18 protein-coding genes are annotated in these 21,528 nt (G+C 60.5%); 1 reads left to right on the top strand and 17 read right to left on the bottom strand.

All coding sequences use genetic code 11. The features are described 5' to 3' along the window. Positions 1 to 9: 9 nt before the first annotated feature. The 6 genes from QMZ29_RS21605 to QMZ29_RS21580 all read right to left on the bottom strand — a co-directional run bounded on the left by QMZ29_RS21605 (position 10) and on the right by QMZ29_RS21580 (position 5,811). The gene (locus tag QMZ29_RS21605) at positions 10 to 582 is read right to left on the bottom strand and encodes a fimbrial protein (protein ID WP_197811764.1); all 573 of its coding nucleotides are present in this window, start codon (positions 580 to 582) and stop codon (positions 10 to 12) included. Positions 583 to 592: 10 nt separating this feature from the next. Beyond that, a complete protein-coding gene (locus tag QMZ29_RS21600) occupies positions 593 to 1,207 on the bottom strand; it encodes a fimbrial protein (protein ID WP_197781679.1) in 615 nt (204 codons plus the stop codon). A gap of 47 nt (positions 1,208 to 1,254) precedes the next feature. Further along, a complete protein-coding gene (locus QMZ29_RS21595) occupies positions 1,255 to 2,004 on the bottom strand; it encodes a fimbria/pilus periplasmic chaperone (protein WP_147823585.1) in 750 nt (249 codons plus the stop codon). Positions 2,005 to 2,034: 30 nt separating this feature from the next. Continuing rightward, entirely contained in the window at positions 2,035 to 4,590 is a 2,556-nt protein-coding gene (locus tag QMZ29_RS21590) for an outer membrane usher protein (protein ID WP_173890587.1), read from the bottom strand. A 29-nt stretch (positions 4,591 to 4,619) separates the two neighbouring features. After that, positions 4,620 to 5,165, bottom strand: coding sequence for a fimbrial protein (locus tag QMZ29_RS21585; RefSeq protein ID WP_147823587.1), 546 nt, complete (start codon positions 5,163 to 5,165; stop codon positions 4,620 to 4,622). An 85-nt stretch (positions 5,166 to 5,250) separates the two neighbouring features. After that, entirely contained in the window at positions 5,251 to 5,811 is a 561-nt protein-coding gene (locus QMZ29_RS21580; RefSeq protein ID WP_147823588.1) for a fimbrial protein, read from the bottom strand. Positions 5,812 to 6,236: 425 nt separating this feature from the next. On the opposite strand from QMZ29_RS21580, the gene QMZ29_RS21575 reads away from it, so the two are divergent. After that, on the top strand, positions 6,237 to 6,995 hold the full coding sequence (locus QMZ29_RS21575) for a winged helix-turn-helix domain-containing protein (protein WP_060433939.1): 759 nt from the start codon (positions 6,237 to 6,239) through the stop codon (positions 6,993 to 6,995). Positions 6,996 to 7,061: 66 nt separating this feature from the next. Here QMZ29_RS21575 and QMZ29_RS21570 read toward each other — a convergent pair whose 3' ends face one another. The 11 genes from QMZ29_RS21570 to fes form a co-directional block, all read right to left on the bottom strand. Next, positions 7,062 to 7,553, bottom strand: a complete 492-nt coding sequence (locus tag QMZ29_RS21570; RefSeq protein WP_197781681.1) for a FidL-like protein — start codon at positions 7,551 to 7,553, stop codon at positions 7,062 to 7,064. Further along, complete coding sequence (locus tag QMZ29_RS21565; RefSeq protein WP_230201419.1) at positions 7,534 to 8,268, bottom strand: winged helix-turn-helix domain-containing protein; 735 nt, start codon at positions 8,266 to 8,268, stop codon at positions 7,534 to 7,536. The genes QMZ29_RS21570 and QMZ29_RS21565 overlap by 20 nt, the downstream gene beginning before the upstream one ends. A 325-nt stretch (positions 8,269 to 8,593) precedes the next feature. Further along, on the bottom strand, positions 8,594 to 9,214 hold the full coding sequence (locus tag QMZ29_RS21560; RefSeq protein WP_049204134.1) for a DUF2238 domain-containing protein: 621 nt from the start codon (positions 9,212 to 9,214) through the stop codon (positions 8,594 to 8,596). Between the two features lie 122 nt (positions 9,215 to 9,336). Next, positions 9,337 to 10,401 carry a 7-bladed beta-propeller protein YncE gene (gene yncE / locus QMZ29_RS21555; RefSeq protein ID WP_261425414.1) on the bottom strand — a complete coding sequence of 355 codons (1,065 nt, stop codon included), beginning with the start codon at positions 10,399 to 10,401 and terminating at the stop codon, positions 9,337 to 9,339. A 61-nt stretch (positions 10,402 to 10,462) separates the two neighbouring features. Then, on the bottom strand, positions 10,463 to 11,323 hold the full coding sequence (locus QMZ29_RS21550; RefSeq protein ID WP_004930014.1) for an isochorismatase: 861 nt from the start codon (positions 11,321 to 11,323) through the stop codon (positions 10,463 to 10,465). Positions 11,324 to 11,326: 3 nt separating this feature from the next. Further along, the gene (locus QMZ29_RS21545; RefSeq protein WP_197781682.1) at positions 11,327 to 12,955 is read right to left on the bottom strand and encodes a (2,3-dihydroxybenzoyl)adenylate synthase; all 1,629 of its coding nucleotides are present in this window, start codon (positions 12,953 to 12,955) and stop codon (positions 11,327 to 11,329) included. 7 nt (positions 12,956 to 12,962) lie between these two features. Further along, positions 12,963 to 14,168, bottom strand: a complete 1,206-nt coding sequence (locus QMZ29_RS21540; protein WP_261425415.1) for an isochorismate synthase — start codon at positions 14,166 to 14,168, stop codon at positions 12,963 to 12,965. A 212-nt stretch (positions 14,169 to 14,380) separates the two neighbouring features. Continuing rightward, positions 14,381 to 15,637 carry an enterobactin transporter EntS gene (entS, locus tag QMZ29_RS21535; protein WP_173890395.1) on the bottom strand — a complete coding sequence of 419 codons (1,257 nt, stop codon included), beginning with the start codon at positions 15,635 to 15,637 and terminating at the stop codon, positions 14,381 to 14,383. A gap of 176 nt (positions 15,638 to 15,813) precedes the next feature. Further along, positions 15,814 to 19,758 carry an enterobactin synthase subunit F gene (locus QMZ29_RS21530; protein WP_261425416.1) on the bottom strand — a complete coding sequence of 1,315 codons (3,945 nt, stop codon included), beginning with the start codon at positions 19,756 to 19,758 and terminating at the stop codon, positions 15,814 to 15,816. Between the two features lie 32 nt (positions 19,759 to 19,790). Beyond that, on the bottom strand, positions 19,791 to 19,997 hold the full coding sequence (locus tag QMZ29_RS21525) for an MbtH family protein (protein WP_048325765.1): 207 nt from the start codon (positions 19,995 to 19,997) through the stop codon (positions 19,791 to 19,793). Next, positions 19,972 to 21,351: an enterochelin esterase gene (gene fes, locus QMZ29_RS21520; protein WP_141971567.1), complete on the bottom strand. Its 1,380-nt coding sequence runs from the start codon at positions 21,349 to 21,351 to the stop codon at positions 19,972 to 19,974. The genes QMZ29_RS21525 and fes overlap by 26 nt, the downstream gene beginning before the upstream one ends. Positions 21,352 to 21,528: the final 177 nt, after the last annotated feature.

Below are 21,528 nucleotides of genomic sequence, written 5' to 3'. Positions count from 1 at the left end.
TTCATCTCCTTATTGAACCTCGACTAATAATGTGGCAGAACTGGAAAAGTCCCCGCCACTCAACCTGGCGCCGCCGCGCTTGACCGGTACGGCATAGAGCAGTGGATAATTGGGATAAAAAAAGTTATGCCACTCGTTCAGCTTCAGCTGCTGGCCATTTTCGAACAGCAGCTTGATCGCCAAATCTTCCTTCTCGCGGGTGCGCAGCAAACCGACGCCAAAATTTGAGTTCTCGCCCTGCAATGACACTTTCATATTTCCGTTCGAGCCGGAGGTATCGCCGCTGCAGCTCACGCTATAGGGGATCTTTTTCTTGCCGTAGTTAACGCCGTCAATGTCTGCGATATTCAGTTCGCCGAAGGGCACATCGATGTCATTGCCGCCGTTGATTTCACACTTTGGTTTCGCGAGCACTTCGCCTTTCACCGTGACATTCACCGTCGCAGCCTGCGCCAGCTGGCCAAAACTCAGCACCGCCAGCAGCGTGAGCGCCGAAGCGGCAGCGGTGCTGGCCGCCAGCGCGCAGCCCAGAAGGAGATATTCACCGCCAATGGCCAGCGTACGTCGCCCTGTATCGCCCATACCGTCCACCTCAGTCATAGTTCAGCCGGAAATCGATCGCCGCGCGGTAGGCGCCCGCCAACAGCGGCGCACGCGTGCGCTCCGCCATCACATAAAACTGCAGCCCGTTATCGCCCAGCGCCAGCAGCTGCGGCCGGCTGCGGCTGCCCAGCCGCACATCGCGGTTATCCGCATCCAACAGCCGCAGCCCCAGGCCTTCGGCGCCCTGCACCTGCACCAGCTGCGGGTTATCCGCATCGGCCGGGGCGGTGAAGCTCACCGTGACCGCCGGCTGGTAGGCATCCCACAGCCGGTAACCGAGGCGAGTGTCTCTGATGGCCGCCCCCATGCGCGTGCAGTCACGCAACCGCAGTTGGAAGGCCACCGGCTGCGTGCGGTTGCCGGGCACTGCCAGGCTGCTCGTGGTGGTTTCACCCAACCAGATATCCTGGTGGGCCGAAGACATCTCCAGCCGGCAGGCGCCTTCGGTCAGCGCGCCATGCACAAACAACATGCCGTGGTTACCAGGCTCTGCCCGGCTCCCCTGGCTCGTCAGCAAAACCAGCGCCAATAACGCCGCCTGGCCTGCCCGTCGGGTTAAAGCGCCTCTCTCCTGGCTGTTGCAGCCGCTATCGATTATTTGCATGAGTTTCCCTGCCGCTTCAACTGATGGAGCGCCGCTGCCGGCGCCGATTATCCTTGCTTTTCAGGCACCACCTGACAATCGCCGGCGCCACACTTGAAGGTCAGATCCGGGCGGCCGCCGTAGTCATTGATATAAGTCAGCACCGGTGCATTGCCCAGGCCAGTGGCGCCTAACATGACGCTACCTTTCGGCGGCACCATCAGCGGTTCAAAACCGGCGGCAGTTTTACCGCTCTTGCTGCTGCGGGCATCAACCAGCGTGATGTAATACGGGGTCGGGTTATTGGCCTTAAAGCCCGCACCCTGGCGGGTCAGCGTCAGCTGTTCTTGCCACGGGCTGTACGCGGCGTTTTTGTTCGGCACGATCGCCGCCGGGCGGTAAAACAGCTTGATGCGGGTCTGCAGCGCGATCTGCAGCGTGTTGGCCTTGGTGCTCTTCGGCGGGATCTCGCGCAGGTTGAAGTAGAACAGGCTCTCGCGATCCTGCGGCAGTGCCTTGGTGGCCGGCAGCGCCTGCACCTTGACCTGGCTTTGTGCGCCCGGCTCCACCCGCTGCACCGGCGGCAACACGATCAGCGGGCTGTTGATTTTTTCACCCTGCTCATTCTCCAGCCAGCCCTGGGCCAGATAAGGCAGCTGGGTGTTTTTATTGGTGATGTTCATGCTGGCCGAGTTATCGCCGCCGTTTAAAATCACGCGGGTGCGATCCAGCGCGATGGCGGCCTGCGCCTGGCCGCTCAGCAAGGTGGTGGTCAGCAGGCCGGCTACCGACAGCGTTTTTACAGTGTTGTTTCGCATAATAAGCTTCCATTTGGTCAAAAATTGCATTTACGGGTTTTCCGGGGCATCTGCCTGGCCTTCACTGCCTGCGGCCACGCGCCGGCACGGCAGCAGCAGATCGCTCAGAGCGACATCCGTGCGCAACGCCGGCAGATCGATTTCACATTGCGCCTTCCCTTCCCAATGCACCGTCATTTGTTCACCGGCGCGGATACCGCTGAGGTAAACGCTGCCGCCGTCATTCACAATCCCGGTTTGCTGCCTGCGGCGGTTGAACACCTCGGCGCCAAACGGCGGCGTGCTGCCGTCCGCCAGGCGGATCACCGCCATGGCTTTCTGGCCGGAAATCACGTTGAAGCGCCGGTAGCCAATCGCCCCTTCGGTGAGCGTCGCCTGCACCACCGACTGCGTCGCTTCAGCCTCGTCCGATAAGTTGGTCAGATCGATGCTCGCCCGGCTGCGGTAAAAGTTGCCGACGTCCGTCACCACCGCTTTGCCAAACATGTTGGTGCGGCTCGTGGCGCCATAGCCGCGTACCGGTACCCCGGCCACGCCATCGGTGTCCAACAGCAGACGGGTGCCACCAAAGTTCCCACTGCGGTGCAGCGCCGCCCCCTGGGCGGTCAGCGTGGCGCCCCCTTGCAGACTCATGCCTAACGAGGAATACTGGCCGCTCTGATAACTCACGTTGGTATCGATACGCGCCGCGTCGCCGTCGTGGCTGTAAAACGCGCTGGCGGATTCACCGCTGCGCGAGGTGCCGGCGGTCAACTGGTAGTTGTTGTGTTCATCCAGCCGTTGGTAGTAACCCACCCGCTGGTTGTTATTGTTACGGTTCCACGAGCTGCTGTAGCTGAGGTTGGCATCCCCTCCCCACGGCACCGTCAGGCTCAGATACATACCGTCGTCGTTGGTCCCTCTGGACTTATTGCGATAGGCCGAGAGTGAGGCGCTCAGATTTTTCCACGCTCCCAGGTTGAAATAGCGCGACAGCGCCAGGCTGTAGCGTTCGTCGGTCGGCTTATCCCAGTAAGTCTGGTGGTCGTAGTTGAGATAGGTACTGATCCCCAGATCGCGGAACTGTTTGTTGAACGTAATGGTGTACATTTCCCGGCTTTTGCCGTTCCGCAGGCCGTGATAGCGCGCGTCCAGGTATTCGCTCATGGTCATAAAATTTTCTTCCGAGAAGCGATAACCGGCGAAGGTGATTTGGCTGTCGTATTCATCAAAGCTTTTCGAATAGCTCAAGCGGTACGAGCCGCCTTTTTTGGTGCCGTCGTCGATCGGCAATCTGGCCCGCGAATACGTGGTATCAAACGACAGCGCGCCGAGCACCAACAGATCGCGCCCCAGCCCCAGCGACAGCGCGTTATAATCGCCACCGGCGATGGCCCCGCCGAACAGCGACCAACCATTGCTGATCCCCCAGGAGAATTCACTAGCGGCGAAGGTTGGCCCTTGCACCTGGTGCTCCCAGTTCGACGGTCGGCCGCCGGCAAACTTGAAGCGCACCATGCCGGGGCGCGTCAGGTAAGGAATGCTGGCGGTGTCCACCTGAAACTGCTGCACGCTGCCGTCTTGTTCCTCAACCTTGACGTCCAGCTTGCCCATCACCGAATCGCTCAGATCCTGGATGCGGAACGGCCCGGCGGCGACCTGCGCCTCATACAGCACGCGGCCCTGCTGACTGATGGTGACTTTGGCGTTGGTTTTGGCGATGCCGGTCACCTCTGGCGCATAGCCGCGCAGGTTAGGCGGCAGCATGTTGTCGTCCGACATCAGGCTGAAGCCGGTAAAGCGGAAGCTGTCGAACAGGTTGCTCTGCAGCGAATCCTCCCCCAGCGCCAGGCGCGCGCCCCACTGCGGCAACGCGCGGAAAGCGTAATAGCGGCTCCAGTCAAACGTTCTCTGGCTCGATTCCCCTGAGCCGGTCTGGTGATTGAGGCTGGTCTGCCAGTCGGCCCGCAGCCGCCAGGCGCCCAGGTTGGCACCCACTGCACCGTTGCCGCCCAGGCGCTGCGTCTGGCCGCCACCGTTGCGGTTCTTCTGCACCTGGCCGTTCAGGTTATAGTCCAGCAGCAGGCCGGGAATGCCGTTATCCCAGCGCGCCGGCGGATCCCAATCCGGTGTGGAGTACTCTAAATAGGCCTGGGGAATGTTCAGATACAACGCCGACACCGCCAGATCGCCCCTGGCCTCAATGCCCTTGAGGCTGGTCAGATCCAGGCACTGCTCGTTATGCCACCAGCGCAGCTGCTTGAGAAACTCGGTTTTAAGGCCCAGTTTTTCAACCAGCTGCGGCGAGACGCAGGCCGCACTGTCATCGGGATCGTTTTCCGGCGGATAAAAAGCCACCGGCTGCTCATCCAATGACTGCTTGTTCACCAATACCGTCATGCTGTACTTGCCCGGCATAATGTAGGCGCCTTTGGAAAAGCGGCCGAGATCGATATTTTTACGATCGTTGATATCCAGGATGTCGGTGTTGAACTGAATTGCATCATCCGCCCGCCCCTGAAAGGCCAGGCTGCAGAGAGCCAGAGAAATACATATCCCTAATAAACTTAACGGGAGTGCCCCCGATTTAAATTTTCTCGCATCCATGATCCCGCCAACCTTTAACTTATTTATAATCAGTAGTAATCCAATTTAAAACGAATGGCGGAGCGGTAATCCCCTGCGCGCAATACCTGGCTGTTAGCTACCAGCTGCATTGAATAATTCAAGCGATAATCTTTTGTCAGGGTATTTTCTATTGACATCGGCACCCCAGGGTAAATATCTGTGCCGATACTGTCGGCAATGCGTAACGCCACGCCACGGGCATCGCCGATGACGCCGAAGTTTTTTCCTTCCGCATTACCGTCAAATATCATCCGGAAATGCTGGCGCCCAGAATTAGCGGAATTATCACCCGACAACCCACAGTTCACTAATTTCAGCGTAAAGGAACGGGTTAGCCCGTGCCCATCGCGGGTAATTTGTTCCACCGGCAAAGTTTTCATGTCGATGGTTTGATCACGGCTGGCCGACTCAATGGCGCAGGCCGCGTTGACAATAGCGCCTTCCATATTGACTCTTCCCCAGCCAATAACCGAAGCCGTTGCCGGCATCGCCTGGGCCGTAAAAATCGCGACCAATAGGGAAGGCGCCACTACATTTTTGCCAATCAGGGCCATAGAGATTATCCCTTGCAAACAGGAATCCATTCTGGGGAAAAGCATGCGGGCTACCCCGCATGCTGGCATTATTCAGATAAAGCGCTTATTGATAGTTCAGCGCGAAGTTAACCACGCTGGTGAATGCACCCGGAACGATAGTATCCAAAGCGCCACCATTACCTTTCAGGAAGGCGGTGAATTTCAGATCTGCTGTTTCCTGGCCCGCTTTAATACCCTGACCTGCGGTCGCCTTGCCCAACTCAATCACGGCATTACCGTTTTCGTCATCGGTCATAACGATACTCGCCCCTTTAGCAGTGCTGCCGCTGCCAAACCCGATCATTTTATTATCGTTACCGGCCGCGCCACCAGGCTGACCGGTGAAGGTGGTCTGCACTGTCTTCTGTGTGGCGCTGGTGCAGTCTTGCAGCTTAATGGTAACCGGCTGTTTTAATTGAGACTCACGGCCGTCCTTCAGGCTCAGGTTGGAGATTTGCCCCATTTCAACAGTTTGATCGATATCGCCCGGAGCGATAGAGCATGGTGCATCGATGATTTCACCGTTGAAAGTGACGGTACCGCTACCCTGATTCGCAGCCTGGGCCATCATAGAAGAAGCGCCGAAGGCCAATACCGCTGCAATCATAATTTTGTTCAGTTTCATAGAGATTCCTTACATTCCTTAGTAAGTAGTGGAGAAGAATTAAATCCTTAAGTCACGCATGCAATGCAGCAGTTTTATTCCTGAGATTTCTGAGCATTGTCTCCGTGGCTAATACGCTGCGTTTCCGCGCCCCGTATCAGTGGAAACAAATTTACACTTAGCGCCTTCCATTTGAAACGTTATGTCGCAAAAATACAAAAACACAGGATTATTATCGATAAAATAATAATTAAATAGATTAAAATCCCGATAAATAGGATTTAATTATCAGTATTTATATTAAAAAACTTGTAAGCAGATAAACATTTCATTTCAATTACACGAATAAAGAGAAAAATCCTATTGCCCTGCAACTCAAGGGATTGAAAAAAGTACACAGAGGTCTCAGAATAATCTCTCGACAGGAAAGTTGACGGGTAAATAAAATGATTTTCATTATAAATGAGAGCATCCTCTATAACGAGGAGGAAGGCACATTGATGCATGTCGATAATGCCAGCAATAAAATAGCTTTACTGAAGCCGACCAGCAGACTGCTTTCGTTGTTCATCAAGAATAATAATAAGCTGTTGTTGCGAGAGAGGTTGCTTAATGATGTTTGGGTCGATTATGGGCTGAAAGCCTCCAACAATAACTTAAACAATTACGTTTCCGGGTTACGTAAATCACTGGCGCAGTTTGGCGCCGAGGAGATTATCGTCACCTATCCACGTCAGGGGTTTAAATTTATTGCTCGAAACATTCATGAAGCGAATGAAAATAAGGTGGAAATATATAGAGAAGAAAAGCACCGTGAAACGGAAATAGCGTCTACGCCGCCCCCCGGGACTTCTCCCCCCGGCATCCGACGAGCATTACAACGCTTAATAATGATTGCCGCTGCCTGTCTGGTGCCTTTTGCCATCATTGTGCTGTATCAAAACAGCACGCGTATCAGCGTTTATCCACTTGGGAATTACCAAAGCTGCCAGGTGTACAGTATGACTTTAGGTGGAGGAAGCCTGGAGAACATCAAGCAGGTGATACAACAGGCGGGCTTCAATTGCCGTACGCGGGCCGACGTCTATTATTACGCTAACATTCTTAATGAGAGCACTAACCAGGATGAACAGCAGGTCACCTACTGCCCGCGTACCGGTAACAGCCCTTGCATCAATAATTATATAGCCGGCAATCAACCTTAATCTTTTCGCTCTTGATACCCAGGGTCAGAGACAACATCGGCCCCCCGGTAATTCTGGGGGGGACCGTTATGCGCCAGTCACGCAGACAAAAAGCGGCGAATGGTTATCAGTAAACAGATAGTGATGCCGATCGATACGCTCGATGCGCATATGCAACTGCTGCCCGGCGATAGGCAACCGGCGATTCATATCCTCGCGAACGACAGAGTCCTGCGGCTTGCGGGTATTTTTCGTTACCCACATGGTGTAGTTGCTGCCGCGACGCTGGTAACTCATTTCCACGGAGCGATCGACCACATAACGTGTATCACCATCAAAAAAACTGCCGCTCATCAACATAGTGAGCTGTCGCGCGCCCTCAGGCACGATGCTCACCAGCAGCACACGCTCCATCGCCGCATCTTTATCCTGATTATGCACCCGCATCGACGCCCGGCATTCCGGCACCTGCGGCATAGCGAACAGCACATAAGCGGCGACGCAACAGCAGGCCAGCGCCGCAAAGACTAACAGCGCGTAACGGTAATGCCATATCCGGTTATTTTTCCAGACTTTCATAGTAGTTCTCGCATTGCGCTTTGCCCGCCGCCATCGCCGTCTGCGGACAATAAAAGAAGTAAGAAGATCGCACGCGTTCTGCGCTGCCTGGTACCACCGACTGGCTGTCGTAATAAAGCAGCGTCGCCGGTTCACTACAGTGAATATGATTTCGTTTATCCAGCAACGTTTGCAAGTGCGCCAAATCCGCCTTGCCGGAACCGGTCTTATGATAAGAAGCGATGAACTTCACCTCACAGCTGCCGATGTTGCCTACGCTTACCGTGCTGATCGGCGCATAGCCGGCGTCCTGCCAGGCCCACAGACCGCTCCCCGCCGCCAACAGCAGCAACGCGGCCAACCCGAGGCGCTTAAATCGCTGCGCTCGCAGCGGCTTGGTCGGCAAGGCGCTTTCTGCAGCCGCCGGGATCGGCATCTCCGACGAACTCTCCGACAGGCTGTCCGTCGTCTTCAACGAAGTGGCGGTAAACATAAATCCCTGGCGCGGCAGCGTGACGATAATCTCGTCCTCGCCCAGGGCGGCGAACATCTTGCGCAGGATGGAAATGGTGTTATTGAGGTTATTGCCGGAGGCCACCTGGCCGTGCGCTTCCCATACCTGCGTCAGCAGGGTATCGCGGGAGAGCACCAGGTTATTGTTTCTGACCAATGTGGACAGCAGGCGGTTCAGGGTGGCGGTGAGCGGTTGAGGCGGTAGCTCAGCATTGATATCCACCAACTCTGATCTATCTTCATGATATTTAATCTTATTATTAATTATGTATCTCATTATTCCCCGCTCAAAAAACTAATTAATAATAATTAGCCCTTGTTAAACATGAGAATAGTAGCACACGGCGCGAGTTAAGAAAATTCCTAGAAAAACGCATAAAAAGCTAAATAATCATAAATATAAGAAATAACATTGTGCTGTATCACAGGGTGCCAAACATTTAACTGATGATTATCTATTTCTTATCATGTCGACATTAAAATGCCGCCCGGAAAATACTGGGCGGCACGAGAAGTCGCTATTTTCACTAGGCTTAACGCAACAAGGCTTACTCTTTTAAACGCCGCAGTTGCCTACCCTGCCAGCCACCGAACAGCCACTGGCCGGCTATCGCGCCGAGCAACGCGCAGAACATATCGGACTGCGTGTCCCACGGGTCGCCCTGGGTGCCGAGAAACTCGTCGGCGCCCTGGCCCAGCGCCAGTGCCGCCCACCACTCGATCAACTCATACACCGCGCTGATCGCCAGCGCGATGCAGCACACCACGAAGCCCAGCATCTTGCGGCCCTGCACATAACCGCCGCGCAGCAGGATCTCGCGCGCCGCCAGCGCCGGCACCAATCCCTGGAAGAAATGCCCCAGTTTGTCGTACGGGTTGCGGCCAAGATCCAGCCACTGCTGCACCTCAAAGCCCAGCGGCACGCGAGCATAGCTGTACATGCCGCCGAAAATCAGGATCAGCGCATGGAAGAAAATCAGCGTGTAGAGCAGCGGCGTCAGCGGATAACGGCGATGGGTCAGCCACAGCAACGGCAAAACAATCAATACCGGCGCCACCTCCATCAACCAGGTGGTGCGATCGTAGGGGCTGATGCCGCTGTGGATCAGCGCGGCCAGCAGCAGCAGGGTAATAACGGACAACAACAGCGGTGTGCGTGAGGCAGGCATAACCCACGTTCCTTCGGATCAATAAGGCAATCCACACTTTATACCGCAGATCGCACGGCGAAAAAAAAAACAGGCGGAGCGTCGCCGCTTCGCCTGTTCGAGGGGGTTTACCCTGCGCGGGATTATTTCAGCGCTACGCGGATCACGTCGTCCGGCGCGGTCGCTTCTTTCTCGCGGCTGGAAGCCTGCTTGACGCTAACGTACAGCGTCTGGCCGTCCGGCGACAGCGCCAGGCTGTTCGGGTGGGTCGGCGTCTTGATGGTGTTCAGCACCTTGTAGCTCTTGGCGTCGATCACGCTCACTTCACCCGCCTGGCGATGGGTCACGTAAACTTCATTGCGCGCCGGGTTGAACAGCACCGCCAGCGATTCCGGCACGTCGATCTTGCTCAGGATGTTGCCGCTGCGGGTATCCACCACCAGCACCTGCGGCTGCTTGGAATCGGTGATGAACGCGCGATGGGTAGCGGTATCCAGGCTGATGTTCAGGAAGAAGTGCTCTTTGGACTCATCCAGCTTCTTGCGCGACAGCACCTTGTTGCTCTGGGTATCGATGGTCACCAGTTCGCCGTCGGCGTTAGTGACGTACAGGCGTTTGGCGGCGGCATCCAGCGCCAGGCCGGTGCCGTATTTGCCGGTATCGGTCACGGTGGCGCGCAGGGTCAGATCCTTGCCGTCCACCACCCACACCACGCTGGATTCACCCAGCCCGGTGATGTACAGGGTATCGCTGTCGGCATCCGCCACCAGTTCGCGCGGCGCCAGCGGCTTGACGGTCTCGGAACGCTTGCGCGCGTCCAGCACCAGGCGGCCTTTCACGTCGCCGGTCTTGGCGTCGATGGCGGTCACCGAGTTATTGACCGTGTTGCCGAAGAACAGCGTGCCGGTCTTGGCGTTGACGGCGGCGCCGAACGGTTTGATGTCGTTATGAATAATCTGGGTCACGTCCAGCGTGGTCGGATCCAGACGGTAAACGATGCCGCCCTTGTCCAGCTTGCGGCTCTGCGACGTCGCCAGGTAGAGCGCGTTCTCGCTCGGGCTGTAGGCCATTTCATAGGCGCCCTTGCCGACCGGTTTGCGCAGCACTTCCGGCGCGGTCTGCGCCAGCAACGAGTTGGAGAACAGCAGTGTGGACAGCAGCATCAGCGGAAATGCCGCACGTTTTCCCTTGGTGATCAAAGCATTCATCGAAATCTCCTTATAGAGCCAACGGGGCAGCCGAGCGGCCGCCCTCTCATCGTTATTAAAATCAGGCTTTCTCTTCGGAAAGCAGCGCCCACCAGCTGTCGATGGTCGGGTTGCGCGCCAGCGCGATAAAGTCGATGTCGCCGCGGATCTTGCGCCAGCGGGTCGCCAGCTCCATGATGCGCACCGAATCCAGACCGTAATCGATCAGGTTCTCATCGTTGCCCATGTCTTCGCTGTCTTCGTCCAGCAGCGGCAGGATCTGCTGACGCAGCGCGTCGATGCTGGCGATGCCGGCCGCCGGCAGCAGAGACGCGGTGGTCACCACCCGGCCGCAGCGGCCGGCGGTATAGCGCAGCGCCATCAGGTGTTCGTCGCGCGAGAAGTCCGCCAGGCCGTCGGCCACCATGAACGGCTGGATGTTGCGCATGAAGGCGTCGATGGCGGTGGTCAGGCAGCCGATGTGCGCATACACGCCGCAGATGATCAGCTGATCGCGGCCGGACTCCTGCAGGATCTCCTGCAGCGGCGAGCGGTGGAAGGCGCTGTAGCGCCATTTCACCAGCACCGTGTCGTCTTCGTCCGGCGCCAGCGCGGCGGTCACCGCCTGCTGCTCGGGGTGTTTGTTCAGGCCCGGCCCCCACATGTCGTTCAACAGCGCACGGTCTTCATCGCTCTGCTGGTTCGGCTGCGCGGTATAGAACACCGGAATGCCCTGCTGTTTGCAGTAGCGGCGCAGGTTGGCGATGTTCTCCACCACCTGTTTGATCAGCGCGCTGTCTTCGCCCCAGAAATTGAGGAAATACTGCTGCATATCGTGGATCAGCAGCGCGGCGCGCTGCGGTTCTACCTGCCAGGTGACTTTATTTTGCGGCAGTTCGTCCGCCGTCGGCAGCGCGTAGTCATTAAGTTTTGGAATGGCCATCGATTAATCTCCCTGAGCCTGAGTCTGTAGTTGCTCGTCGAGCTGCTGACGCAGCCGTTTTTTGTCCACTTTGCCGACCGGAGTCAGCGGCAGGCTGTCCACCTGAATAAAGCGATCCGGCAGTTTGAAGTCCGCCACGCCCTGTTCGCGCAGGTGGCGGCGCAGCACCACCGGCTTCAGCGGCGCGTTGGCGATGATATAAGCGCAGCTCTTCTCCCCCATCAGCGCGTCCGGCATCGACACCAGCGCAGCGTTGATCACGTCCGGATGACGCAGCAGCAGGTTCTCGATTTCCTCGGCGGCGATCTTCTCCCCGCCGCGGTTGATCTGGTCTTTCTGCCGCCCCTGCACGGTGATGTAGCCGTCTTCGCTGATGCTGATCAGATCGCCGGAGCAGTAGAAACCGTCGGCGTCGAAGGCATCGGCGTTGTGCGCCGGGCTCTGGTAGTAACCGCGGAAGGTATAAGGCCCGCGCGTCATCAACCGACCGACCTCGCCCGCCGGCAATGAATTGCCGTCGTCGTCCGCCACCCACACTTCGTCATCCGGCGACATCGGCCGCCCTTGCGTCGTCAGGATGTGGCGCTCGTCGTCGTCCAGCCGGGTGTAGTTCACCAGCCCTTCCGCCATGCCGAACACCTGCTGCAGTTGGCAGCCGATTTCGTTCTGAATACGCGCCGCCAGCGTTTCGCCCAGCTTGGCGCCGCCCACCTGCAGCAGTTTCAGGCTGGCAAGTTGGGCATTGCCGCCCCACTCTTCGATCGCCTGCAGCCACAGCGTGACCGCCGGCGGCACCAGCGCCGTCACGTTGATTTGGTGCTGTTCGATCAGGCGGAAGCACTGCGCGGCGTCCGGATCGGCGGCGAACACCACCAGCCCGGCGCCATAAAACACACCCAACACGCCCGGCGAGCTCATCGGGTAGTTGTGCGCCACCGGCAGCGCGCACAGATAGCGGGTCTGCGCGTCGAAACGGCAGATCTCCACGCTGCGGCGAATGCTGTAGTAGTAGTCATTGTGGGTACGCGGGATCAGCTTCGGCGTACCGGTGCTGCCGCCGGAAAGCTGGAAGAACGCCACCTGATCGGCCGCAGAAGGCTGCGCGACGAAACCGTCGCTGGCTTCGTCCAGCCAGGCGGCCAGCGCCAGCTCACCCTCAGGCTGGCTGCGCAGTGCCACAACCCGCAGCGAAGGATGCGCATCGCGGAAGGCGTTCAGGAATTGATCGTCGGCAAACAGCCCGTGCTGGCGATCGGCGATCAGCAGCGCCGGTTTGATCTGCTCGGCATAGGCATTCAGCTCGCTGCGCTGATGGCTGAACAGCGCGTTGACCGGCGCCACGCCAATTTTCAGCAGCGCGAAGAACACGATATAGAACTCCGCCACGTTGCCCAGTTGGACCAACGCGGTGTCGCCGGATTTCACGCCGCGGCGCAGCAGAGCGGCCGCCAGACGATCGGAACGCAGCTGCAGCTCGCGGTAGGTCAGGCTGCCCTGGGCGTCGATAATCGCCGGGGCGTCGTTGTTGGCCTGGCGGTCGAGGATCTCGGTCAGCGGCTTGTCAGTCCAGTAGCCGCGTTCGCGATAGCGGCTGGCGAACTCCGCCGGCCAGGGGGTAAAGGCAATGCTCATCTTGTCGTTATCCTTGATTCATACCAAAGGCACGCAGAATGGTGCTGAGTTTGGTGCCTGTTTCATGCCATTCAGATTCGGGTGAAGAGTCTTCCACGATGCCGGCGCCGGCAAACAGCCGCACCCGGTTGCCGTCAACGGTGCCGCAGCGGATAGTCACTACCCACTCGCCGTTGCCTTCGTCGTCGCACCAGCCGACGATGCCGCCGAACAGGCCGCGATCGAACGGCTCCAGCTTGCCGATCAGGGCGTGCGCCTCGGCCGTCGGCATGCCGCACAGCGCCGGCGTCGGGTGCAGCAGGCAGGCCAGCGACAGGGCATTTTCGTCAGGAGACGCCGCCTCGCCGTCGATCGGCGTGGAGAGATGCCACAGCGTCGTGGTGGTCAGCAGTTCAGGGGTGTGCGGCACGTTCAGGTAGCGGCAGCGGCCGGCCAGCACGTCACGCATGCTTTCGGTGACGATGCGATGCTCGTGGCGATCTTTCGCCGAGGCCATCAGCCGCTCCCCCACTTCGCGATCGCGCTGCGGGTCGGCCTCGCGCCGGGCGGAACCGGCCAGCGGGTTGGAATAGAAACGGCCGCCGTCCTGGCGCAGCAGCAGCTCTGGGCTGGCGCCCAACAGCGCACCCTGCTCCAGCGGCACATGGAAATGGAAACCGTGCGGGTTCTGGGCAATCACGCGCGCCATCAGCGCATGGCGATCCACCGGCTGGCGCGTTTCGATCTCCAGCAGGCGCGACAAGACCACTTTATCCAGCTCACCGGCCTTCATCGCGTCGACGGCGTCGCTGACCATGTTCATAAACGGCTGCTGCGGCGGCAGCTCCGTCACGCCGGCCAGTTCAGGGCCGTTCGCCGGCGGCCGAACGCCGGCCATAAAGGCGGCGCGATCGAACCAGCGGCTCTGCTGCGGAATAAACAGCGCCGAAGGCTGCCGGGTATCGAACGGGATGGCACCGCACAGCAGCGGTTTTTTGATACCGGCCTGACGGGCCTCGGCAAACGCCTGCCGCACGCTGCGCTGGAACTCGCCGTTCAGGTCGGCGCCGTCTGCGGCCGGCAGGCGAATGCGGCTGAAACAACCGGTAGTGGTCAAGCTGCGGAAAGGAGAGGTAAAGAAGAAGCCCGACGCCGGAGAAAAATCAGCGGCGAACCGGTGTTCTTCGCACTCCTGCATTTCCTTTCGATTGATGTCGTTCACGGCAGTATCCATCGCTTCGCCCTCAAGGATTTGAAGTGATAACCAATATAATAATGATTATCATTTGAGTTAATTCCGCGCTAAATTACTCGCCGATATTTGCTATGTCAATAAACGTAAGCACTTCTTTCATTTCGAAATCATGACATAAACGCTGTGGGTTTTACGCATGCCGATGATAAGCATTGCTATTTGATCCCACAGCGTTGTCTTAACGCGTTCGACTACTTTTCTGTGGCGGGCTGCGGCTCCGGTTTGTGCAACGTCACCTGGCGCAAACCGGTCATGGCGAACAGCAACAGGATGCCGAGCAGCGCGGCGCCGAAGCCGAAACCGCTGGCGCTCATCGCCGGCAGCATGAAGGCGCCCATCGCCCCCAACAGCAACGCGCCCAGCGCATCGCCCACCACGTTTTGCGCCGTCCACAGGCCGTTGATGCGGCCGAGGAAATTGTCCGGCGTCAGGCTCTGGATCAGGCCGTATTGCAGCAGCGAGTTCAGCGCGCTCAGGTAGCCGAACGCCACCAGGCACAGCAACGCCAGGCTGTACCACGGCATCAGGCCGAACAGGCCAATGGCGGCGAACGCCGCGATCGCCGTCAGCAGCATCACCCAGCCGGGGCGCGCCACGTGCGCCACGCGCCCGCTGGTGAACGCGCCGATGGCCGCGCCGAGCGGCACGGCGGCGTACATATAACCGAGGTGGGCAGCGTCGATGTGCCAGCTTTCCGCCATCGCCGGGTACAGCACGCGCACCGCGCTGGCCATGGTCAGCAGCGCGCCGATCAGCGCCACCATGCCGATCACCTTGTTCTGGAACAGGAAGGCGAAGCCGCCCGCCAGCGCGCGCAGCGGGTGTTCACGCGGCTGCGGTGGCGGCATTAGCTGCGGCAGACTCAGCAGCGGCAACAGCGTCAGCAGGGTGCCGAACGCCGCCAGGCCGTAGTTCCAGGCAATGCCCATGTGGGCGATCACCAGGCCGCCAATCGCCGGGGAAAGAATCGAGCCGAAGCGCACCGTCAGCATGCTGATGGCGCCCGCCTGCACGATGTTTTCGCGGCCCACCAGCGCCGGCGTGGCCGCCAGCAGCGCCGTCACCCCCACCGCACCGAAGAAACCGTCCCACACCGCCAACAGATAAATGGCCGCCAGCGAAGGCGATTGCAACAGGGCATTGAGACACAGGCCGACGAAGCCGATGCCGCAGGTGGAGCGCGCGAACAGGATCAGCCGGCGCCGCTCATAGCGATCGGCCAATACGCCCCCCATCAGCAGCCCGGCGAACATGCCGCCGCCGGCCAGCGTCACCGCCAGCCCGACCTGCAGGGTGGAACCGGTCAGCGCCTGGATTTGCACCGGGATGGCGATCGCCATCAACCCCAGCGCCACAATGGAGATAAAGCGCGCGCAGAACACCGCGCGGAAAGCCCGGTTGGTTTTCAACAGGCTGAAATCAAGCAGGATGGAGGGTTTGCTACTCATCGGTTGTTCACCACATCTTTAAACGGGGATTCTGCAGTTGCGGAGCGCTATGCTAGCACAGATGACGAAATCAATAATGATAATAAAAATCATTGATATTCAATTGTGAGCAACCGCAAGAAACGCCGCCACACGCGGGGTAATCCCCGAGCCTGGCGGCGAGATGACGAGCGCGATTACAGCGTGCGCAAGATCCGGTTCAGCAGCGGCCCCAGCACTTTGAACGACGCCGGCGAAACGATATCGACATGCGCGCAGTCCAGCTCGTGCGCCTGCAGCGCATCGACGTACTGCGACCAGGTCTGCTGCACGTCCATCCCTTCCTGCAGCGTACGTTTGGCGACGAACAGCGTCGCCTGGCCATGGAAACGGGCGGTACGCGTGTGCGACAGCAACCGCACCGAATCGGCGTAGTTGGCTTCGATGTTGTCGAACATCGCCGTGCGCGTTTCGCCCAGCGCCGGATCGAGCGTATCCTGCGACACCGCCAGGAACTGCTCGCGCTCGCGCTGCACTTCCTTCAACACGTTGTCGTCCAGCATCACGTCCCAGTTTTGGGTCTCCGGCGGATAGGTATCCAGCAGACCGAGGAACGCCACCTGCTCGCCGCGCGCCTGCAGCCGGGCGGCGATGCCCTGGGCCAGCGTGCCGCCCAGCGAGTAGCCGATGAAGTGGTACGGCCCGTGCGGCTGGACCTGCAACACCGTCTGCAGGTGGGCATCCACCACCTGATCCATATCTTCGCTCAGCGCCAGCGGGCCGTCCGGCCGCGGTGACTGAATACCGACCAGCGACCAGTGCTGATCGAGATAGCGTGGCAATACGCTGAACTGCCAGGAGAAACCGGACGCCGGGTGCAGACAGAACAGCGTCGGCCCCTCGGTGACGCGCAGCGGCAATACGCTGTCGAAGCCGCTGCGATCGGCCTCTTCCTGCGTGCGATCTTCCGCCAGCAAGGCAGCCAGTTGCTCGACGCGCGACGCCACCATCACCTGGCCGACGGACACCGCCTTGCCCAGATCGCGGCGCAACTCCGCCGCCAGCCGCATCGCCAGCAGCGAATGGCCACCGCGCGCGAAGAAGTCGTCATCGGCGAACACCTGCTCGCGCTGCAGCAAACGGGCGAACACCGCCGCGATCTCGCTTTCCAGCCCGGCCTGCGGCGGCCGTCCTGCCTTGCGCTCACCGCCCTGCGGCTGCGGCAAGGCCTTGCGATCCAGCTTGCCGTTGGCACTCAGCGGCAAATCACTCATTTCCACCAGCGCCACCGGCACCATGTGCGGTGGCAGACGGTCGGCCAGCGCCGCACGCAGGGCTTCCGCATCCCAGCTCGCGCCGGGCTGCATCACCAGATAACCCACCAGTTGGCGCGCATCGCCGCCGGCATCCACCGGCGTGCCCTGCAGCACCAGCGCGTGCGTCACCGCCTGGCGCACGCCCGGCAGCGACAGCAAGGCGTGGTCGATTTCGCTCAGCTCGATACGCTGCCCGCGGATCTTCAGCTGGTCATCACTGCGGCCCAAATATTCCACCGTGCCGTCCGGCAGCCAGCGCGCCACGTCGCCGGTGCGGTACATGCGCCCGCCCTCGCCGAACGGATCGGCGACAAAGCGGCTGGCGGTCAGATCCGGCCGGCCAAGGTAGCCGTGCGCCAGCTGCACGCCGGTCAGATACAGATCGCCCGCCACGCCCGGCGGCACCGGCCGCAGGCGCGCGTCAAGAATACGCAGCCCGGTGTTCCATACCGGCAGACCGATCGGCACGTTGGCGCCGGTCACTTTCGCCAGTGTGTCGCCGTAAGCCGGATGCCAGGTCACGTCCACCGCCGCTTCGGTCGGGCCGTAGAGGTTATGCAACGGCACCGCCGTGCGGCTTTGCCACAGGCGGCACAGCTCCGCCGGCAGCGCTTCGCCGCTGCAGAACACCTGGCGCAGCGCGGCGCAGTTCGCCACCGCCGCGTCGTCGTCCAGTGCGGCCACGAAAGCCGCCAGCATCGACGGCACGAAGTGCATCGTGGTAATGCGGTGTTGTGCGATCAGCTGTTGCAGCTGCTGCGGATCGCGATGCGCCTCCGGCGGCGCCATCACCAGCCGGGCGCCGACCATCAGCGGCCAGAAGAATTCCCACACCGAGACGTCGAAACTGCACGGCGTTTTCTGCAGCACCGCGTCGTCCGCCCCCAGCGGATACTGGTGTTGCATCCACAGTAGGCGGTTGACGATCGCCTGATGGCCGACCAGCACGCCTTTCGGGCGCCCGGTGGAGCCGGAGGTAAAGATGATATAGGCCGCATGGTCCGGCGTCGGGCCCGCGATCGCCACCCCGGCGGCGTGATCGGCCGCCAGCGGCGCGTCATACAGCAAGATTTCGCCCTTGTCGGCGAAACGCGCCTGCTGCGCCGGGTTAGTGATGACCAGCCGGGGCGCAGCGTCTTCCAGCATCATCGCCAGCCGCTCGTCCGGATAACCGGTGTCCAGCGGCAGATAGGCGGCGCCCGCTTCCACGATCGCCATCAACGCCAGCGACAGGAACACCGAACGCGGCAGCGCCACCGCCACGATGTCGCCCGGCCGCACGCCCTGCGCCACCAGCTCGCGCGCCAGCGCCATAACCTGCTCCCGCGTTTCGCGGTAGGTAAAGCTGAAATGCGCATCCGCCAGCGCCGGTGCGTCCGGCGTGGTTTGCGCCTGCTGCGCCAGCAACTGGCTCAGCGTGGTCGCCGGCACCGGGTGCGCCGTGTCGTTGACCCGCGCCAGCAGCGCGTGATCGTCGGCGGTCAGCATATCGGCTTCGCCGATCGGCAACGTTGCCTGCGCGGCGAACTGCGCCAGCAGCAGCGGCAACCGCTGCAGGTGCGCCTGCAGTTCCTGGCGGCTGTAACGCTCGGCGTTGGCCAGCAGCTCCACCTTCAGCTGATGGTGTTCGTCGATAAACAGCGCAATCTCCAGATCGCGCACCGGCCCGGAGGCCAGATCGTGGGTAATGCCTTCGATACCGGCGAAATCCAGCTGGTAATCGAACATTTTGAAGTTGAAGACCGTGCCGTACAGCGGTTCGCCGTCGCCGATGCGGCCCAGATCGCGCTGCACCTGTTCGGCGTCGTAGCGCTGATGGCGGCGCACCGTTTTCAGCTCGCGGCTGATGCGGGTGGCAGCCTCATACAGCGTGGCCTGCGGCTCGAGGTGCATCTCCATCGGCAACACGTTGATCACCGGGCCGGCAGCGCACAGGGCGGCCGATCCGGTGCGGCGCATAAAGATAAAACCGGCGCTGAAGCTCGGTTGGCCGCTCAGGCGCGATACCCACAGCGCCACCAGCGCCACCGCCATATCGGCGGCGTTCAGCTTCTGCTGTGCGCCACACTGCACCAGTTCGGCGAAGGCCTGCGGATCGCAGCGCTGTTCCAATCGATGGATGCGCGGCGTGGGCGTTTGCCCAGCCAGCGGCTGCGGGCAGAGCGTGGCCGGCGGCGGCAACTGCCGCGCTTTTTCGAGCCAGAAATCGGCGTCGCGTTGCCAGGCCGGCGCCTGCCGGTAAGCCTGGTATTCCGCCACCACGTCGCTGAACGCCGTAAATGGCGTCGGCTCTAGCGCGTCGCCGCGGCAAAGGTGGGTATAAATCGCCGCCACACGGCGAGCGATGGCGGTGAAGCTGAAACCGTCCACCAGCAGATGGTGATAGCGCTGATACCAGAACCAGCGATCGTCCGCCAGGCGCATCACCACATGGCGATACAGCGGTGCGCCGCTGCCGGCGCGCAGATCGCTCGCCAGATCGATGTCCATCAGCGCACGCGCGGCGGCTTCAGGGTCCGGCGACGTCGTCAGATCGACAAGTTCCGGCTCGTGCACCGCCAGCGCGTCGTCTAGCCATTGCACCGGCACGCCGTCGCGTTCCGCAAAACGCAGGCGCAGCATGTCCACCTCGTTCAGGCCCTGGATGATGGCCTGCAGCAGAGGCTCCACGGCAACAGGGCCGTTGAGTTCGATGGCATGTGCGACCGCGTAGGCATTGCGATGCGGGGAGATTTGATCGGCGACCCAGATGCCGGGTTGCGCCGCGACCAGCGGCCATTCGCCCGCAAGCGCCGGGCCGCTGAGAGAGTTAGGGGTGTGTGACACTGCTTATTGCTCCCGTGATTACCTGGCGCCGGTCACGCCTCGCGTGCTGCGACCGGCAGAATGTCTTGCCAATGCTGCTCCAGCCATTCGGCGCACGCGGTGCGCGCCGCCGGGCCGAAGACGATCGTCCATTCGGACGGAATGGCGCGGAAATCCGGCCACAAACTGTATTGTTGTTGTACGTTGCGCAGCACCAGGCTGCGCTGCTGTTGATCATCGAACGGATTCAGGCTTTCCACCATGTGTTCCTCGTGCCGTTGCCGTCGCCGATGCCGGATAAGCGGTGGCGAAAGCGGAAGCCCAGACCGCCTGCAGCCCATCGGTCAGGCCGCTGCGCCAACACAGCGCGTCGTGCCCGCCTTCCACCACCCGGTAGTGCACCCGATGGCCGGCGTCGCTCAGGCGTGCCGCCATTTCACCGCTGACCCGATGCACCAGTTTTTCCTGCGAACCGGCTTCCATAAATACCTTCAGCGCGCCGTGATTGCCCAAGCCGTGCCGTTCTACCTGTTGCAGCAACCAGCAGGCGTCGTCGGGAATGCTCGGCAGCTGCAGCATGTCGCGCCGCGGCCACCAGTAGGAACCGGACTGGGTGATCACCGCGCCGAAGCGCTGCGGCCAGCGCAGCCCGGCATACAGGGAGGCCAGGCCGCCAAAACTTTGCCCCGCCACCACCGTGTCAGCCGGTTTGTCGCTGTGCGGCGCCCAGTCGGCCAGCTGTGGCATCAGTTCTTCCTGCACCGCCAGCCAGAAGTCGTCCTTGCAGGTCAGTTCGCGCGACCGATGCGGCAGATCGATGATGTCGATCAGCACATACACCGCTTCCGGCAATGCCCCTTCGCGGGTCAGCTGCATCAGCGGCTCCCAAACCGGCATCTGCTTCGCCCAGAACTGGCCGTCGAGCAGGATCGCGAGCGGGCGCTCGGCCGGCTTGCTGTCGCCGGTGGTGTAGATCCAGACGTCGCGGCTGTTGCCCAGGCGCTCGCTCTGCCAGGTATGGCGCTGCAAACGCGCCGGCAGCGGCGGCGTGCAGCGCCCGCTGGCGATCTCATATTCGTCGAACGAGCGCCATACCGGCTGCGGCGGCGCATCCGGCATGTGCAGGCCGGAGACGCTGTGGCCGCTGGCGCTTTGCCAGGAGCGATAAGGGTTGAGCAGATCGGGCGTGGCGCTGGCAAACACCTGGTGCCACCAGTGGCGCAGGTTGTGCATGTTGGCGTGCGCATCGTCGCCGCTGAACGCCGGCGGCCGCTCGTCAAAGCAGGGGATAAAGCAGTAGCTGCCGCGCCAGGCGCCGCTCAGCTCGGTCTGCCAGTACCACACGTCGGTACCGGCCAAACGCTGCAGGCTTTGCGGCGGATTCGGCTGGTGATGGTCGGTCAGGCAGTTAATGTTGATCCACACGCGACGGTAGGCGGAGGTCAATTCGCATCCCTGAGGATCGCGCCAGAAAAAGGTGGTTCGCCACCGGCCGTTACCCGCCGGTTCTACCCATGGCGTACCGCGCCGTGCCACCGTCAACCACCACCCTGGACTGCCCGCATTGCTGCTGGCCAATAATCTGCTGCTTTCTGACTGTAGTTCTGTATTCACAACGCCTACCCATTTTGTAGTTGGCGGCACCGGGAACGTCGACTTTTCCCTATCGCCGGCCACCGCCCGAACGCACTGTACGCCAAATACTATTGATAATAATTTGCATTTGCAATAGTGTGTAAGGCTTGGAGATCGTGCTGGTATTGCGCGCAACGGACAGGGATCGGGGATACA

This window comes from Serratia sp. PF-27, from assembly GCF_030053255.1.
GTDB classification, from domain to species: domain Bacteria; phylum Pseudomonadota; class Gammaproteobacteria; order Enterobacterales; family Enterobacteriaceae; genus Serratia; species Serratia bockelmannii.
This window is presented reverse-complemented; position numbering and strand designations above follow the sequence as displayed.